At 74.4% G+C, this 16,093-nt stretch carries 18 protein-coding genes; 8 read left to right on the plus strand and 10 right to left on the minus strand.

Annotation, left to right across the window (positions count from 1 at the left end; translation table 11 throughout):
• Positions 1 to 334: 334 nt before the first annotated feature.
• Positions 335 to 2,002 (minus strand): FAD-dependent oxidoreductase, encoded by a 1,668-nt coding sequence (locus IEZ12_RS29615; protein WP_189276267.1) that lies wholly within the window; start codon positions 2,000 to 2,002, stop codon positions 335 to 337.
• Positions 2,003 to 2,154: 152 nt separating this feature from the next.
• Between IEZ12_RS29615 and IEZ12_RS29620 the strand changes: the two genes are divergently transcribed.
• Positions 2,155 to 2,751, plus strand: coding sequence for a helix-turn-helix domain-containing protein (locus tag IEZ12_RS29620; protein ID WP_189276269.1), 597 nt, complete (start codon positions 2,155 to 2,157; stop codon positions 2,749 to 2,751).
• A 39-nt stretch (positions 2,752 to 2,790) separates the two neighbouring features.
• Here the strand turns inward: IEZ12_RS29620 and IEZ12_RS29625 are convergent, their stop codons facing one another.
• From IEZ12_RS29625 to IEZ12_RS29635, 3 genes are all read right to left on the minus strand, one after another.
• Entirely contained in the window at positions 2,791 to 3,423 is a 633-nt protein-coding gene (locus IEZ12_RS29625) for a Tat pathway signal sequence domain protein (RefSeq protein ID WP_189276271.1), read from the minus strand.
• A gap of 131 nt (positions 3,424 to 3,554) precedes the next feature.
• Entirely contained in the window at positions 3,555 to 4,226 is a 672-nt protein-coding gene (locus tag IEZ12_RS29630) for a Tat pathway signal sequence domain protein (RefSeq protein ID WP_189276273.1), read from the minus strand.
• Positions 4,227 to 4,392: 166 nt separating this feature from the next.
• A complete protein-coding gene (locus tag IEZ12_RS29635) occupies positions 4,393 to 5,367 on the minus strand; it encodes a hypothetical protein (RefSeq protein WP_189276275.1) in 975 nt (324 codons plus the stop codon).
• Positions 5,368 to 5,961: 594 nt separating this feature from the next.
• Here IEZ12_RS29635 and IEZ12_RS29640 point away from each other — a divergent pair.
• The 4 genes from IEZ12_RS29640 to IEZ12_RS29655 all read left to right on the plus strand — a co-directional run bounded on the left by IEZ12_RS29640 (position 5,962) and on the right by IEZ12_RS29655 (position 8,826).
• On the plus strand, positions 5,962 to 6,591 hold the full coding sequence (locus IEZ12_RS29640; protein WP_043911765.1) for a DUF6230 family protein: 630 nt from the start codon (positions 5,962 to 5,964) through the stop codon (positions 6,589 to 6,591).
• Positions 6,581 to 7,084, plus strand: coding sequence for a DUF6114 domain-containing protein (locus IEZ12_RS29645; RefSeq protein WP_229848279.1), 504 nt, complete (start codon positions 6,581 to 6,583; stop codon positions 7,082 to 7,084). The genes IEZ12_RS29640 and IEZ12_RS29645 overlap by 11 nt, the downstream gene beginning before the upstream one ends.
• Positions 7,085 to 7,322: 238 nt before the next feature.
• Complete coding sequence (locus IEZ12_RS29650; protein WP_189276277.1) at positions 7,323 to 7,979, plus strand: 5-oxoprolinase subunit B family protein; 657 nt, start codon at positions 7,323 to 7,325, stop codon at positions 7,977 to 7,979.
• Positions 7,966 to 8,826 carry a 5-oxoprolinase subunit C family protein gene (locus IEZ12_RS29655; protein ID WP_189276279.1) on the plus strand — a complete coding sequence of 287 codons (861 nt, stop codon included), beginning with the start codon at positions 7,966 to 7,968 and terminating at the stop codon, positions 8,824 to 8,826. The genes IEZ12_RS29650 and IEZ12_RS29655 overlap by 14 nt, the downstream gene beginning before the upstream one ends.
• Before the next feature lie 10 nt (positions 8,827 to 8,836).
• Here IEZ12_RS29655 and IEZ12_RS29660 read toward each other — a convergent pair whose 3' ends face one another.
• Genes IEZ12_RS29660 through IEZ12_RS29670 form a run of 3 tightly spaced genes read right to left on the minus strand, consistent with a single transcriptional unit; the run spans position 8,837 to position 12,803 of the window.
• The gene (locus IEZ12_RS29660; protein ID WP_189276437.1) at positions 8,837 to 10,168 is read right to left on the minus strand and encodes a vWA domain-containing protein; all 1,332 of its coding nucleotides are present in this window, start codon (positions 10,166 to 10,168) and stop codon (positions 8,837 to 8,839) included.
• Between the two features lie 14 nt (positions 10,169 to 10,182).
• Positions 10,183 to 11,403 (minus strand): AAA family ATPase, encoded by a 1,221-nt coding sequence (locus IEZ12_RS29665; protein ID WP_189276281.1) that lies wholly within the window; start codon positions 11,401 to 11,403, stop codon positions 10,183 to 10,185.
• A 59-nt stretch (positions 11,404 to 11,462) separates the two neighbouring features.
• Complete coding sequence (locus IEZ12_RS29670) at positions 11,463 to 12,803, minus strand: hypothetical protein (protein WP_229848280.1); 1,341 nt, start codon at positions 12,801 to 12,803, stop codon at positions 11,463 to 11,465.
• A gap of 194 nt (positions 12,804 to 12,997) precedes the next feature.
• On the opposite strand from IEZ12_RS29670, the gene IEZ12_RS29675 reads away from it, so the two are divergent.
• Positions 12,998 to 13,915 (plus strand): oxygenase MpaB family protein, encoded by a 918-nt coding sequence (locus IEZ12_RS29675; RefSeq protein WP_229848282.1) that lies wholly within the window; start codon positions 12,998 to 13,000, stop codon positions 13,913 to 13,915.
• A gap of 200 nt (positions 13,916 to 14,115) precedes the next feature.
• Here IEZ12_RS29675 and IEZ12_RS40925 read toward each other — a convergent pair whose 3' ends face one another.
• Entirely contained in the window at positions 14,116 to 14,193 is a 78-nt protein-coding gene (locus IEZ12_RS40925) for a 50S ribosomal protein bL37 (RefSeq protein ID WP_494516455.1), read from the minus strand.
• Positions 14,194 to 14,381: 188 nt separating this feature from the next.
• On the opposite strand from IEZ12_RS40925, the gene IEZ12_RS29680 reads away from it, so the two are divergent.
• Together IEZ12_RS29680 and IEZ12_RS29685 are read left to right on the plus strand one after the other, a co-directional pair.
• On the plus strand, positions 14,382 to 14,564 hold the full coding sequence (locus tag IEZ12_RS29680; RefSeq protein WP_043911770.1) for a hypothetical protein: 183 nt from the start codon (positions 14,382 to 14,384) through the stop codon (positions 14,562 to 14,564).
• Positions 14,565 to 14,657: 93 nt separating this feature from the next.
• Positions 14,658 to 14,951 carry a WhiB family transcriptional regulator gene (locus tag IEZ12_RS29685; protein ID WP_189276286.1) on the plus strand — a complete coding sequence of 98 codons (294 nt, stop codon included), beginning with the start codon at positions 14,658 to 14,660 and terminating at the stop codon, positions 14,949 to 14,951.
• 64 nt (positions 14,952 to 15,015) lie between these two features.
• Here IEZ12_RS29685 and IEZ12_RS29690 read toward each other — a convergent pair whose 3' ends face one another.
• On the minus strand, positions 15,016 to 15,483 hold the full coding sequence (locus IEZ12_RS29690; RefSeq protein WP_189276287.1) for an ATP-binding protein: 468 nt from the start codon (positions 15,481 to 15,483) through the stop codon (positions 15,016 to 15,018).
• 100 nt (positions 15,484 to 15,583) lie between these two features.
• Positions 15,584 to 15,937 (minus strand): STAS domain-containing protein, encoded by a 354-nt coding sequence (locus IEZ12_RS29695; protein ID WP_189276289.1) that lies wholly within the window; start codon positions 15,935 to 15,937, stop codon positions 15,584 to 15,586.
• Between the last annotated feature and the right edge of the window lie 156 nt (positions 15,938 to 16,093).

Raw genomic sequence — 16,093 nt, forward strand, 5'->3', positions numbered from 1 at the left:
CATCGTCCGCGAAGCGACGGTCACCGGTCGCGTCGGGCACGTACTTCACACAGACAACGATCCTCAAGCTCACGGCCACCTAGTCCTTTCACGCCTCACATCGGAGGGAACTCAGTACCCCCACTAGACCACACTCCGTGCCACAGATCCACTCTCTGTCGAAGTGAGAGGGGACTCAGTGTCCCGACGGAGGGAACTGAGTGCCAGGGGGCTCGGGCGGGCACGTCGTGATCATAGGGCTGACGGTTCGTCAGGCGGGTGGGCAGAAGCACGGCCGCCCGCGTGCGGGTGCGCGCGGGCGGCCGAGTGGGGTCGGTGCAGCGGGGCGGGCCGGTCAGGGGTTGCGGCGCAGGCGGACCGTGGAGTCGCGGTGCGGGCGGGCGTCGGGGTCGGCGACGGGGTGCTCGGGGTGGTCGTGGCGAGGATGCTCCTCGGCGCGCTCCACCGTCCAGGCGCCGGGGGCCAGGCGCAGGGAGTCGAGCACCTCGGCGGGAGTGGGGAAGTTCATCGCGTGATGCCCGTGGCCGTGGCCGTGGCCGTGGTCCTGGCCGTGCCCGTGCTGATCGTGGTGGTCCTGCGCCTCGCTGAACCGGGCGGGGGCGACGGCGTGGCTGACGATCAGCAGGGTGCCGCCGGGGGCGACCGCGTCGGCGGCGCGGCGCAGTACCCGCTCGCGCGGGAACTCAGCGGGGGAGTGCAGGAACTGGGCGGAGACCAGATCGTAGGAGCCGGTCGGGAAAGCGTTTGCCAGGTCGGTGCGCCGCCAGCTGATCCGGTCGGCGACGCCTTCCACCGCGGCGCGGGCGGCGGCCCGGTCGAGGGCGACCTGGGAGATGTCGACGGCGGTGACCTGCCAGCCCTGCTGGGCCAGCCAGATCGCGTCGCCGCCCTCGCCGCAGCCGAGGTCCAGGGCGTGGCCGGGGGCGAGGTCGGCGACCTCATGGGTGAGCGAGGCGTTGGGCCGGCCGCTCCAGATCTGCGCGCTCTCGCCGTAGCGCTTCTCCCAGAACTCGACGGCCTCGACGGCGAGTCGGGTCTCCTCGGCGATCAGGTCGGCGTTGATCGCGATGGCGGCCCGCAGACCGTCGGCGGCGGCCACGGCGACCTGCGCCATCGGGTCGACGAGGTTGCCGACCGCCCACACGCCCGGCGCCTCGGTGGCGCCGGTCGGGCCGGTGGTGGCGAGGTGGTCGCCCAGCTCGGCGCCGTCGCGGACCAGGGCGGTCGGGGCGAGGCCGAGACCGGCGAGGAACGGTGCGCGCACGGTCAGGCCGGTGCCGACGCCGAGCGCGTCGCAGTCGATCACGGTGCCGTCGGCGAGCCGGACGCCGGTGAGCGCATCGGATTCGCCCTCGGGCAGGACGGCGACGACCTCGCCGGTGTGCACGGTGACGCCGCGGGCGGCGAGTTCGCGCCGCTGCTGCTCGGTGAACGGCCCGGCGGTGTGGGCGAGCAGCGCGACGTCGGAGCTCCACTGCCGCCACAGCAGCGCCTGGTGGACGGCGACGGCGGGCTCGGTGGCGAGTACGGCGATCCGCCGGTCGCGGACCTCCCAGCCGTGGCAGTACGGGCAGTGCAGCACCTGGCGGCCCCAGCGCTCGGCCAGGCCGGGCAGCTCGGGCAGGACGTCGGTGGCGCCGGTGGCCAGCAGCACCCGGCGGGCATGCACGGTGCTGCCGTCGGACAGCTCGGCGCGGAAGGCACCGTCCGGATCGCGGGTGATGCCGCGCACCTCCGCGTCGTGGAACTCGCCGCCGTACGAGCCGACTTCGGCCCGGCCGCGGGCGACGAGTTCGAGGGGCGGGACGCCCTCCTGGCCGAGCAGGCCGTGGGCGCCTGCGGCGGGCGCGTTGCGCGGCCGGCCGGCGTCGACGACCAGGACGGAGCGGCGGGCCCGGGCCAGGACGAGGGCCCCGCTCAGTCCGGCGGCGCCGCCGCCGACGACCAGGACGTCGTGGTGGCGGGAGGGGTGCGGGTGCGAGTCGCGGTGCGTGGCGGTCATGGTCCGATGGTGCGCCGCCCTGGCCGGATTGACAAACAATGTTGCTGAGGTGGCAAATGGAAGGACCGGGCGGAAGCCGGGCGTGGGCCGAGCGGACGCCGAGCGATGGTCGGGCGAAGGTCGGGCGATGATCGAGCGGAGGGAGTGGCGCGGTGGGCGCGGAGAACGAGGACTTCGAGGCGGTGCTGAGCGGGGTCGGACCGCGGCTGCGGGCGATCCGCCAGCAGCGCGGTACCACGCTGGCGCAGCTCAGTGAGGAGACCGGCATCTCGGTGAGCACGCTCTCCCGACTGGAGTCGGGCGGCCGCCGGCCCACCCTGGAACTGCTGCTGCCGCTGGCCCGGGCGCACGGGGTCGCGCTCGACGAACTGGTGGACGCGCCGCCGACGGGCGACCCCCGGGTCCGGCTGCGTCCGTTCGTCCGGCACGGCTGGACGTACCTGCCGCTGGCCCGGAACCTCGGCGGGATGCAGGCGTACAAGATGATCGTCCCGCCGGGGAGCCGGGAGGACGCCGAGCAGCGCACCCACGAGGGCCACGAGTGGCTGTACGTGCTGTCGGGGCAGCTGCGGCTGCGGCTCGGCGAGCACGACGTGGTGCTGAAGGCCGGCGAGGCGGCCGAGTTCGACACCCGTACGCCGCACGTGTTCACCAACGCGGGCTCGACCCCGGTGGAGTTCCTGAGCCTGTTCGGGCCGCAGGGGGAGCGGGTGCACGTACGGGCCAGGACCACGGGCAAGGAGAGTTGACGGCTCGGCGCGGCGGGCCGAAGTGGCCGGTGCGGGCGGTCAGTTAACGAGAGCGACCGGGCCATAGGAAGCAGAGAAGCCGATGGTCGAGAAGCAGATGCTCGGACCGATGGCCTTGGTGAAGTTCTGGTTGCTCAGGTCGATCTGCGTCAGGCCGTGGGTGGCGTTGCCGTTCAGGGTGTTCGCACGGAAGACACAGGTGGCGGTTCCGGCCAGCGTCTTGAGGACGAGGGTGGCCTGGATGGTGCTTCCCGAGGTCGGGAAGAGAACGACCGGGTAGCCGGAAGCGTCGGAGATGGCGAGCGTGTACGGCAGGTGGTCCATGGTCAGGCTGGTCACGGAGATGACGCCGACGATGTTGGAGGTGCAGGAGCCGAAGGTGAGCGTGTCGACCGGGCCGGACATGGTGCCCGGGGGGTTCGGATCGACGGCGAGCGTGCCGCCGATGTGGGAGGCGGCGCACCGGACGCCGGTGGTGGTGCCCGGGATGTACATCGTCGCCTCGGTGCCGTAGGCCAGGTCCGCGGACAGCGGGCCGCCGAGGTTGACGGCGGGGCTGTGGATGTGGAGAGCCGGGGCTCCGGGCACGGCGCCGGCGGTGCCGGCCGGGAGGGCGATCAGGGCGGTGGCGGCGGCCAGGGCGGCGGCGCCGGCGAGGAGGCGGTTGCGCACGAGGGGTTCCTTCCGCAGGGGAGCGGGTGGAGGTGCGGGCCAGGAGCGCGGGCAGGGAGAGTTGACGGCCCGGTACGGCGGAGCGCCGCGCCCCGGGGAGGGCGCGGCGCCGATGTGGCCGGGGCGGGGCGTCAGTTGACGAGGACGACCTGGCCGTTGCCCGGGGCGGTGTCCGTGACCGGGCCGTAGGAGGCCGAGAAGTCGATGGACGGGAAGCAGATGCTCGGACCAGTGGTCTTGGTGAAGTTCTGGGTGCTCAGAGTGATCTGCGCCGGGCTGTTGGTGGCGGAACCGGTCAGGCTGCCCGCGGTGGAGTGGAACACACAGGTGGCGGTGCCGGCCAGCGTCTTGAGCACGACGGTGGCCTGGATCACCCCCGCCGAGGTCGGGGAGAGCGAGACCGGGAAGCCGGCCGAGTCGGAGATGCTCAGCGTGTAGGGCAGGTGGTCCATGGTCAGGCTGATCACGGAGGACACGCCGACCACGTTGGAGGTGCAGCTGCCGAAGGTGAGCGTGTTGACCGGGCCGGACGCGGTGCCGGGGGCGTTCGGGTTGGAGGCGACGGTTCCACCGATGTGGGAGGCGGCGCACTTGACGCCGGTGGTGGTGCCCGGGTTGTACATCGTCGCGATGGTGCCGGAGACCAGGTCGGCGGACAGCGGGTCGCCGACGTTGACGGCGGGCCCGGCGGTGTAGAGGACCGGGGATCCGGGCACGGTGGCGCTGGCAGAGCCGGCCGGGAGGGCGATCAGGGCGGTGGCGGCGGCCAGGGCGGCGGCGCCGGCGAAGAGACGGTTGCGCACGAGGGTTCCTTCCGGTGGGTGGGGCGTCCGGTGAGGGAGGCCCCGGCCGGGTGGCCGGGGCGTCGCTCCGACGGTGCGGAGCGCGTGCCCGCCCGCGGTGGCGCGGGCACGGGTCGGTGGGGGAGGGCCGCCCGGTCGACGCGTGGGCCGTCGTCGGGCGGGTGGGTCAGTGGGCGGCGCTGGCGGCCATCGCGGCGGTCAGGTCGGAGATGCTCTCGTCCAGCGCGAAGTTGGCGTTGGTCTGCTGGAAGCTCACCGAGTTCTTGCCGGGCGTCGCGGGCAGGTTCATCGTCCAGTTGATGATCTGGTTGAGCGAACCGAGCAGGCCGCAGCCGTTGGCGCCGGGCACCGAGAAGGTGTTGTCGACCAGGTTCGCGTTGTTCTCCGAGACCACCAGCGCGTTGTGGCCGTTCGGGTCCATGGTGAAGTCGATGGCGCCCGGGTCGCCGGTCATCGGGGCGGTCGGCGCCGGCGGCGCGGTGGTGCCGGTGGTGGGCTTGAGCACCAGCGGCGCGGAGTTGGAGCCGACGTAGCAGTCCGGGCCGAACAGCGCGTTGAACAGGTGGAGCTTGATCGGCAGTTGGAACACGGGGTACGGCTCGCCGGTCGCCATCGGGGTGAACTTGGAGACCTGGCCCGCGAGTTCGACCTGAGCGAAGACGCTGGTGATGCCGGGCAGGAAGTTCTGGATGCCGGGGATGGTGATCTCCACCATCGGCGCGCTCATCAGCGGGGCGTTGGTCGGCGGCACCACGTTGTACTGGTTGGCGGTGGTGCCGTCCGGGAAGGTCACCTCGGGCGCGGACTTGTCCCAGTAGAAGCCGAACTGCAGCTTGATCGGCGAGTTGAAGGGCACCACCGTGCTGCCCAGGGTGAACTTGCCGCCGTTGGTGATCGACACCAGACAGCCGACCTGGAGGTTCGCCGGGTTGGTCATGGCGGGCGCGTTCAGCGGGCAGTTGCCCATGCCGGTGTACGGCCCGCCCGGTGCGGCGGCGGAGGCCGGAACGGTGCCGGCCAGCAGCGCCGCACTGGCCAGCGCGGCCGGGACGGCGAGACGGCCGAGCAGTCGCCGGGAGCCGTGGCGGGCGGCGGGGCGGTCGGAGCTGCTGGCGGAGTGGTCCGGCTGGGTGCGGCGCATGGTGGGGGGACTCCTCACGGCAAGGGGGACGGGGTGGCGGGCCCGTGCTGGACGCGCCAACGGCGGTGCGGCGTGCGGGTGTTCGGCGAGCGGGCGGGTCGCTCGACGCCACGAGCGACCGGCCCGAAGGCGCACGACTGCCACCGTGCCGCCGGGGCGGTCCTGGGTACCGGGCGGAACGTGGCACCGGGAGCGGCGCCCCGGGTCGCGAGGGCACCGACAGGCGGGGTGGAAAGGGCCCGGGGTGCGCCGTGACGGCGCGGTGTTACCGCCGGGTACATCGCCAATTTCTATGGGGGTCGGACGACAACGTCAAGAAGATGTGCGGAAGTTGGCAGGCCGGTGAGTGGAGTTCGATCTCGGTGTCGCCCCAAGAGTCTCACCAGTAACAGGAGTTGACTGGTTTTCAGATGTGTGGGGACGGTGCGCGAAGTATTGACCCGCCATGTACCCCGGGGTAACTTCCAGTCAGCCCGCAGGTATGAGAAAGATCGTCAACTTCGTTGAAACGAAAGATCGTTGACGTATCCGTCCACGCCAGGACCTCACCGCCGGCGGGCAGCGCACCCCCACTCGAACCCTCTGGAGCTGCACATGCCCCACCCCGCAGAACAACCCGCCGCCACCCCTGTCGGGCGTGGCCGGGTCCGGCTGCGCCGCGCCGCACTGATGGCGATTCCCGCCTGCGTGACCGCCGGCGTGCTGGTGACCATGACCGCGCAGAACGTCCTCGCCAACCAGTTCGCCATCTCGGGCATGGCCTTCGAGGTCACTGCCGACCGTTTGCACGGCACCGGGGTCGCGCAGTTCGGCGTCCTGGACAACATGATCGAGAACAGCCCGAACGCCGGCGACACCGGCGGCCAGCTGTTCCTGATCCAGACCGCAGTCAAGTCGGCCGACCTGACCAAGCTCTGTCAGAGCGTCAACCTGGGCGGCATCAACCTGCTGATCACGGCGGGCGACAAGGGCACCCCGGTCCACGCCGAGAACCTCACGACCGACTCCGACCTGATGAGCGGCGAGGCCGAGTTCAAGGGTCTCGAAGTCGGCCGGGACGCCAGCACCTTCGACAAGGGCCCGGTCCAGGGCCCGCCCGGAATGTTCGGCCAGCAGGGCGACGAGGTGACCGTCGACCACTTCCGCCAGCAGAACTACGCCACCACCGCCGGAGTGTTCCGGCTGCCCAACATGCACCTCAGCTTCAGCACCAATGGCTGCTGAGTTCGACTCGGCACCGGACCGGGCGGCCGAGAACACCGCGGCCGCCCGGCCCACCGGTCCCGAGGACCCCGCCACGGACGCCCCGCCGGCCGTCATCACCCGCACCGGCTTCGCCGGCTGGCGCGACCGCCGGCCCTTCTGGGGCGGCCTGCTGGTCACCCTCGCCGGCGCCGAGATCCTGTTCACCGAGAAAGCCCCGATGCACACCGTCATCCGCATCGGACTGCTCGGCCTGGCCGGATACATCGTCCCGGCGCTCATGGTGCTCTGCGGACTGCTGCTGATCTTCCACCCCGTGCAACGGGTCTTCTACTCCCTGGTCGCGGTCCTCGCCACCCTCGGCAGCTGGATCACGTCCAACATCGGAGGCTTCTTCATCGGCCTGCTGCTTGGCCTGGTCGGCAGCACCCTCGCCTTCGGCTGGCTCCCCGAGCAGCCGCTGAGCAAGCGCAAGGCGCGCCGCCTCGCCGAACGCCCGGCGACCCCGGCCTGACCGGGGGCGACCCACGGCGCGGGAGCGTGGCCCGCGCCGTGCAGACCGCCCACGGCCCCCGCACGCCGAGCGGTTCGGGGGCCGCGGGCGGTGTCCGGCGCGGTGCCGGGGGGCACCGCGCCGCGTCAGTGCGTACTGCGCTCCGGTGTACGGCGTACGCACCGCACCCGCCGCCCGCTTGGTAGCTTGGGCCGAGGACGGCCCGGCGGCGGCCGCGCGAACGGAACAGGACGGTCCGGTGCGAGTACTGGCATGCGGGAGCGACGCCGTCCTGATCGAGGTCGACAGCGCCGAACAGGTGCAGCACCTGCACGGTGCACTGCGCGCCGCACCACCCGGCGGCGTCACCGAACTCGTGCCCGCCGCCCGCACCGTGCTGGTCCGCTACGACCCCCGCACCACGGACCCGCACCGCCTGCGCACCGCGCTCACCGCCTTCGCCGAGCCGCCCCGCACCGCCGCCCTCCCGCCCGCCGGGACGACGGAGACCGTCCGCATCCCCGTGCGGTACGACGGACCCGACCTCGCCGAGGTCGCCGCCCGCACCGGACTGACCGAACGCCAGGTCGTCGAACGCCACACCGCCGCCCACTACCGCGTCGCGTTCTGCGGCTTCGCCCCGGGCTTCGCCTACCTCACCGGCCTCGACCCGCAGCTGCGCCTGCCCCGCCGCACCGAGCCCCGCACCCGGGTGCCGGCCGGAACCGTCGCCGTCGCCGACGAGTACACCGGCATCTACCCGAGCCCCTCGCCCGGCGGCTGGCACCTGCTCGGCACCACCGCTCTCACCCTGTGGGACCCCGCCGCCGACCCGCCCACCCGGCTGCGCCCCGGCACCGCCGTCCGCTTCGTCGAAGCCCAGGAGCACCCGGGAGCGGATCATGACCCGCGGTGAACTGCTGGTCGTCCGCGCCGGGTTCGGCGCCACCGTGCAGGACCTCGGCCGGCCCGGACTCGCCGCGCTCGGCGTCGGCCGGGCCGGAGCCGCCGACCGCGACGCGCTGCGCCTGGCCAACCGCCTGGTCGGCAACCCCGAGGACGCCGCCGGTCTCGAAGCACCCATGGGCGGCCTCGAACTGGCCTTCCCGCGCGCCGCCACCTGCGCGCTCACCGGCGCCGACTGCCCGGCCTGGATCGACCGACGCCCCGCCGCCACCCGCACCCCGCTGCACGTCCCCGCCGGCGCCCGGCTGCGCCTCGGCACCCCCACCCGCGGCCTGCGCGTCTACCTCGCCGTCCGCGGCGGCCTGGACGTCCCCCCGGTGCTCGGCTCCCGCTCCACCGACACCCTCGCCGGAATCGGCCCCGACCGGCTGACGGTCGGTCAACTGCTGCCCCTCGGCGACGCCGCCACCGGCTGGCCCACCGCCGACCACGCTCCGCGGCCCGCCCCCGCCGACCGCACCGTGCTGCACGTGCTGCCCGGCCCCCGCGACGACTGGTTCACCGCCGACGCGCTGCGCACCCTGCTCGCCGAGCCGTACACCGTCACCCCCGACAGCGACCGGGTCGGCATGCGCCTGGACGGGCCCGCCCTGGAACGCGCCCGCACCGGCGAACTCCCCTCCGAGGGCATGGTCGGCGGCGCGCTGCAGGTGCCGCCGTCCGGGCGGCCGATCCTGTTCCTCGCCGACCACCCCGTCACCGGCGGCTACCCCGTCATCGCGGTGGTCCGCCGCGCCGACCTCGGCGCCGCCGCCCAGGCCCGCCCCGGCGACACCCTGCACTTCCGGCTCGCCTGAACTCGCCCGGCTATCGCTCCAGTTGCACCACCCGCGCCCACTCCGGCGGCAGATCGGGCCGGTAGTCCGGATCGTCCTCGTCGACGTACGACGGACGGCTGAACAGGCCGACCACCGTCCGGCAGGACGGCCGTTGGGAGGGCCAGGCCGTCTGGCCGTCCGTCAGCGCCACCACCACGTCCGGGGCCGGGCGCAGTCGCAGGGCCGCCGCGAAGCCCTCCCGCAGATCGGTGCCGCCACCGCCGACCAGCGCCAACACTCCGTCGCCGCTGATCCGTTGGACCCGATGGGCGGCGGCGTCGCAGGACAGCACCGACAGCAGTTCGCGCCGCCCGCCCAGGGTGCGGGCGATCGCGGCGATCTCCAGCAGCGCGGTGCCCAACTCCTGATCGCTCACCGAGGCGGAGGTGTCCACCACCACGGCCACCCGCGGCAGTCGGTGGCGCAGCGAGGGCAGCACGACACCCGGCAGCGCGGTGGCGCGGCGCGCCGGTCGGCCGTACGTGTAGTCGGAGCCCGCGCCCGCGCCGGCCACCGCCGAGCGGACCGCCGCGCCGAGCAACTCCCGCCACGGCTGCGGCGGATGGAACGCCTCCCGGGCCCAGCGCCGCCAGCCCGCCGGGGCGTCGCCCGGCCGCCCGAGGATGCCCTCGGCGACCCGGAACCGGACCAGGTCGCGCTCGTGCGGCTGCAGCCCGAGCCCGCCGCCCGGCCCGAGGTCCCACGCCCGGTCGAAGCCGTCGGCGCCGCTGCCGCACTCCAGCCAGCCGACGGTGTCGGTGTGCGGGCCGAGCGTGAACCTCGGCAGGTAGTCCTCCATCAGCAGGTCCGGCGGCAGGCCGAGCGTCTCCGGGTGGACGGCGTCCGCGGGCCGGATCAGGCCGTCGCCGAAGATGTCGTCGTTGATCTCGCAGTCCGCCGCCACATTGATCCGCAGGCGGTCGCCCGGCCCGTTCAGCCCGAACTTGCGGATCGCCCGGTCGCCGCGGCCGGCGTGGTCGCGCAGCAGGTGGGAGACCTCGTGGACCCAGATCGAGGCGAGTTCCTCCACCGGCCGGGCGGCCACGAACACGGGTGAGACGTAGCAGCGCCAGTACCGGTCCACCGCCATGGTCGGCACCTGCGCCGACTCGACCACGTGCATCGCGAACAGCGCGGTGGCCAGGTACGGGCGGGCCCGCACCGCCTGCAGGCGGGCCGCGTACAGCTTCTCCAGGTCCAGCGGCGGCCCGGCCGGGCGGGACGGTCCCGGCCTCGCGCGGTCGGGCGCGGGACTCGGGGCCGGACGGGGCGTCGGCCTTGGTGTCGCACGGGGCGGTCCCGGCTTCGGCGGTCCGGGCATCGGGCGGGGCGCGCTCATCGGAGGCCCGCCCGGGCGGCGGCGGGCACCCGTGCGGCGGCCCGGTCGGCCCGCCGGGAAACCTCCAGCGCACCCGCGAACCGCTCGATCAACGCCGGTACCTCCCAGTCGGGTCGGCGCAGCGAGGCGAGCGTGGTGACGGGCACCACCAGCACGTCCGGGCTGCCGGTCTGCAGCGCCCGCGCCATCAACGCCCAGGCGGCGTCCCAACGTTGCAGGGTCGGCCGGGAGCGCACCGCGGCGACCACCGCGTCCAGCGCGATCTGCCGCAGGTCGCCGCGCTCCGGCAGGACGGCGCCGTCCGGGTCGGCGAGCAGGTCCTCGGGGGCGGGCAGGTCCATCCGGTCGACGGCGGCCAGCAGTTCGAGCCCGGGCCCGTCACCGACCGTGCCGCGCACCAGCATCGACAGCACCTCGCGCGACGAGCGGGCGGCCGAGCCGAACGCCAGCAGCCGCACCGTCATCTCCCAACTGCGGGGCGATGGCCAGGCCCTGCCGCGCCGGGTCTCGGCGGACGGCAGCCGGTGGGTCAGCTCGGGCCGCACCGTCAGCAGGTCGCACACCGCGCGGCGGGCGAACTCGACGGCGGCGGGCAGCCGTTCGGCGTCCAGCCGGGGCAGCTCGGCGCGCGGCCACACCCCGCCGAGGCCGCGCACCACCACCTGCGGGTCGTGCACCCAGTCCAGGTGGACGAACCGGTTGGCCAGCGGCGCGCTCAGCTCCCAGCCGTCGGCGGCCGAGCCGCGCGGGTTGGCGGCCGCCACGATCCGCACCCCCGGCGGGAGTTGCAGCGCACCGATGCGGCGCTCCAGCACCAGGCGGAGCAGCGCCGCCTGTACGGCGGGCGGGGCGGTGGAGAGCTCGTCGAGGAACAGCAGCCCGCGCCCCTGCCGGACCAGGCGCACCGCCCAGTCCGGCGGCGCGAGCGGCACACCGTCGGTGGCCGGGTCCGCGCCGATCACCGGCAGGCCGGAGAAGTCCGACGGCTCGTGCACGCTGGCGATCACCGTGGTGAGCGGCAGGTCGAGTTCGACGGCGAGCTGGTTCAGCGCGGCGGTCTTCCCGATGCCGGGTTCACCCCAGAGAAGGACCGGCAGGTCGGCGGCGACGGCGAGGGTCAGGGCCTCGATCTGGAGGTCCTGTCGGGGCTCGGTGGAGGACTCGGCGAGCATCGCCAACAGGTGGTCGGCGACGGCGAGTTGGGTGGTGGAAGGCATGAGTGATCACCTGGGGAGGAAAGAGTCGGATCCCGGCGCGGCGTGCGTCGGGTGAAGGGTCAGAGCAGGTGGCGCCGGAACGAGCAGCACCGGCACCGGAGCCCTCGCGGCGGGCGAAGGCGGTGCGGGTGGCCGTCCGGCAGCAGTGTCGGCGGTGCCTGAGGGGTCGCGCGGGCATCGCGCGGCCCGCGGGGGACGATTCCGGCGCGACGGAGCACGGCGACGCCCCGCAGCTCCTCGTCCGCGGCCAGCCGCTCGGCGAGCGGGCTGCCCGGCAACGGGCGCTCGTCGCCGATCAGTTGGCGGACGGCGGCGAGTGCACCGGACCGGTCGCCGTGCAGCAGGCGCTGCACGATGGCGTCCAGGTCGTCGGGCTGCCGGTGCGCGCGGTCGATGGTCTGCAGGCAGGGCAGCGGCGGGCCGCCGAACGCCAACAGCAGTTCCTCCCGCCGCAGTTGCTCCGGCGAGTGGTCGAGCGAGGTGAGCCGGCCCGCCACCAGGGCCACCCGGTGCCGGGCTCCCCGACAGTCCACCGGCAGCGGATCCTCCGTCGACGGCGGCGGCGCGGGCGCCGAGCGGAAGCCCGGGACGAGCGCTGCCGCCACCAGCGGGTGCAGTCGGTCGGCGGGCAGTGCCCCGGAGCGCAGCAGCCACAGGTCGGGCGGTGCCCAGGTGGCGGCGTCCGGGAGCACCGGGAAGCCGCCCGCGTCGCGCAGTTCCGCGTCGACCGACCCGGTGGCGGGATCGAGCAGCAGGAACCGGCGCGCGGCCGACCGCACCGCGACCGGCACATCGGGCGCCAGCCCGTCCGCCGTGCGCAGCAGGGCGGCCTCGAACGGCCAGATCTCGTCGGCGAACCGAGGATCCGTCAATTCGGCCGTGCGGTTTGCGAGTTCGTGGGATCGCCGGGCGTCCCACAGGTGTCGGTGCAGGTCGAGGCGGAAACGCGGCTGCGGGCGCAGGCCGGCCCCCGGGGCGGAGGTGTGCCACAGCGCCAGGCCGACTCGCTGGTCGACCGCCGCCATCCGGTGCGGCGCGGTGCGGGCCACCAGGTGGAACGCGGCAGGCCCGTCCCGCGGATAGCGGGCCAGGGTGACGCTCAGCCCCGGCCGCAGCAGCCCGTCAGGGGCCGTCCGCGGCAGGTGCCAGCGCAGCAGGTCCGGAGCCAAGTGGCGGAGGTCGGAGCGCAGTTGACCGGCGAGCTCGGGGCCGTACGTGCGGGCGACCGCCCGGACGTCCAGCTCCACGTCGAACCGGGCAGCAGCGCAGGCGCCGCCCCAGTCGCCGGACTCCCGGCGGGCGGTGGCGGTCTCGATCATGGCCGGGGGAACGGCGAACTGCCGGACGCGCGGCCAGAAACAGGTACGAGTGTCCTCGTCCATCGGCGAAGTGCGGTGCATCAGCACTCACTTCGGAAGGACGGGACCTCCAATCCATGAGTAGTCATCGCCGGTGATCGTAGCGGGTCCCCCGGCGTGCTGTCAGCCCTGTTCGGCGGCGGGGCGCCGCGGCGTAGGGTGGCGGCAGAAGGCGCTCCGGGAGAGTCCGGGGAGCCCGAGCGGTCCAGGCGGTTCGGGGCGGGAGGTGCACGGCGGTGACGGACGGGTGGCGACGGCCGGTCGAGGCGCTGCGGCGGAGGCTGCTGCGGGAGATCAATGCCACGGTGCACGGCGCCGACCTCCACCTGGAGCGCTACGACCGGCCGCCCGGCGATCCCGGCCTGTTCGGCGCGTCCAGCGTGGTGTGGCGGGTGCACGAGCACCCGGCCGGGATGCTGGTCGGCGGGTTCGCCGCGCTGATGCTCCAGTCGCTGCACCCGGTCGCGATGCGCGCCGTCGCCGAGCACTCCGACTACCGCACCGACCCCACCGGGCGGCTGCACCGCACCGCCCGCTTCGTGTCCACCACCACGCTCGGCTCCTCCGCCGCCGCCGAGGCCGCGATCGCCGAGGTGCGGCGCATCCACCGCTTCGTCCGCGGCTTCGACGCGGCGGGCCGGCCGTACCGGGCCGACGATCCCGAACTGCTCTGCTGGGTGCACACCGCGGAGGTGTCCTGCTTCCTGCTGGGGCACCAGGTCTTCGCCGGGCGGGGCCGGTTGAGCGACGACGAGTGCGACGCGTATCTGGCGCAGGTGGCGCTGATCGGCGAACTGCTCGGCGCGGACGGGATACCCGGCTCACGCGCCGCGCTCGCCGAGTACCTGGCCCGGGTGCGGGGCGAACTGCGGGCCGGGCCCGAGTCGTTGGAGGTGGTCGCGCTGCTGCGGGGCTTCGGGCGCACCCGGCGCGAGCGCCTCGCCGTACGGATCCTCACCAACGCGGCGGTCGGCCTGCTGCCCGGATGGGCGCGCACCGAGCTCGGCATCCGTCGGTCGTGGGCGGTCCGCCGGCTCTGGGACCGACCGCAGGCCCGGCTGCTCGGCGCGGTGATGGTGTGGGCGTGCGGCCTGTCCCCGATCAGGGCCGCCGCCCACGCCCGGGCGAACGCCGGGGCCCCGACGGCCGGTTGACGGGAAGCGGCCGGGACGGGGTCGGCCGCTCGACGGGGAGACACCGGGCGCGGACAGCGAGGGGCAGGGCGCGGGCGGGGCGTGCCGGCGGGCGCGGAGCGCACGGAAGCGGCCGCCGTCCGGGGCTGGGTTCCGGATGTGGCGGCCGCTTCGAGATCGTCGTGTTCGGCGTTCGGCGTTGCCGGGAACGTCGGTGGTTCTCAGTACTGGGGCCGACGGCCGTGGTTCGCCTTGTGCCTGGCGCGGGCCTTCTTCTTGCGGCGTCGCTTGGACGACATGGCCACACTCTCCTCTCCCGACGGTGGACAACGGCCCCCCGTCCACCGTGCGCCCGTCGCCGGGATGCTGCCAGCCGACACCGGGGACGCCGGGTGGCCGGGCCGACACGCCCGGCGACGGCCGGGTGCCGGGGCGGGCCTGGACGCACCATGGAGACGAGGGGGTCAGCACTTCCGCGGGAGGCGAGATGTCGCACCACACGCACGGGACCCATGACGCACCGGCCGACGAGTGGCCGCCCACCGAGACTCCGGAGGCCCGGATGACCGCCGAGGGTTCGCCGCCGCCGGACGAGAGCGAGAAGACCGCGGCGGACGGCCCGGAGTTCGCCGTTCCGGTCTCCTCGCCGCCGGAACCCGAGGAGGACTGACCGCCGGAGCCCGCGAGGACCGCCGCACGCGGTTCGGCCATCGGATCCCGGTTACACGGACGGGCACACCCGTGCGACCGCGAGGAGGAGCCGATGACCGTGATCTCCCGTCTGCCCGGAGCCACCGAGGAGCAGTGGGACTGGCAGCTGCGGGGCGCCTGCCGGGCCGCCGACTGCCGGCTGTTCTTCCACCCGCCCGGCGAGCGGGGCCAAGCCCACGAGGAGCGTGACCGCGCCGCGAAGGCGGTCTGCGCCCGCTGCCCCGTCCGGGAGCGCTGCCTGCGCCACGCGCTCGCCGCCCGGGAACGCTACGGGGTGTGGGGCGGCCGCACCGAGGAGGAGCGGCAGCACATCCTGCGCCGGCGGCGCCGCAACCGCGGCAGGTGAGGCGCCCGGCACGAAGGCGGCCCCCGAGGTTCGGGGGCCGCCTTCGCGTCGAGTGCCGGCGACGCTACGCGCGCAGACGGGAGACGTCGATCTCCGCCCAGATGGACTTGCCCTGGGCGTGCAGGTCGGCGCCCCAGCGGTCGGCGGTGTGCTGGACGATGTACAGGCCGTGACCGCCGGGGAGGCCGGGGTGGTGCGGGGTGCGCAGCGCGGGCAGCACGGCGGACGCGTCGGAGACCTCGATCCGCAGGCGGGCCGGGGTGGCGTCCAGGACGAGTTCGAGCGGGCCGCCGGCGTGCAGCATCGCGTTGCCGACGAGTTCGGCGACCAGCAGCACGACGTCCTCGCCGAGGTCGGCGTCGGGCGGGGTGGACCACGACCAGTCGCCGAGCGCCTCGGCGGTGAACGCTCGGGCCCGGGCCACCGGCCGGGCGACGCCCGCCAACCGCAGCCGACGGCGCTGGCCGCCGGGGGGTGGGGCCGCGCCGGCGTCCGGGCGGTCGCCGTCCAGGGTTCCCCGACTGGGCGTCACGGGCGGGTTCCCTTCGGTCTCGACGGCAGGCACACGGGTCGGTTTCCCGGCCGTGCCGGGATTATGCCCGGTACGGCGGACGGTGCGCGGACGGAGGGTCTCACCGGTCGGCGTCGAGAGCCGCACCCACCGTGTCGTGGATGGTGAACACGGCTTTCGCGCCGGTCAGTTCGAGCAGGTGCCGGACTGGCCCGGAGAGTGCGGCCAGGCGGAACGACAGCTCGGTGTCGGCCGCCGCCATCCGGGTCTGCAGCAGCAGGTTGAGCCCGGACGAGTCGCAGAAGTCGACCCGTTCGAGGTCGACCACCAGAGCCCGGGGGCGCTGGGCCAGCAAGCGGTCCAGCGCCTCCCGGGCGGGATGCAGGGTCTCGATGTCCAGATCGCCCGACAGGGTGCACACCGCCGCGTTCTCCGGCGTGTGCCGCACCTCGACTGCCAGGGGGGCCACGGGCATGTTCTCGGCTGGCATCCTCGTCCTGTTCCCTCGACCGACCTGGCTCGACCTTACGCACGGCGGGCGCGGCGGTCGAGGCGGGGTACCCGGTGCGACGGATCCTCGGGGCGCCGGCCGCTCCGGAAGTGACGCAGCGTCAGATGCCCGGGCCGTCGG

This window comes from Kitasatospora griseola (genome assembly GCF_014648555.1).
GTDB lineage: Bacteria > Actinomycetota > Actinomycetes > Streptomycetales > Streptomycetaceae > Kitasatospora > Kitasatospora griseola.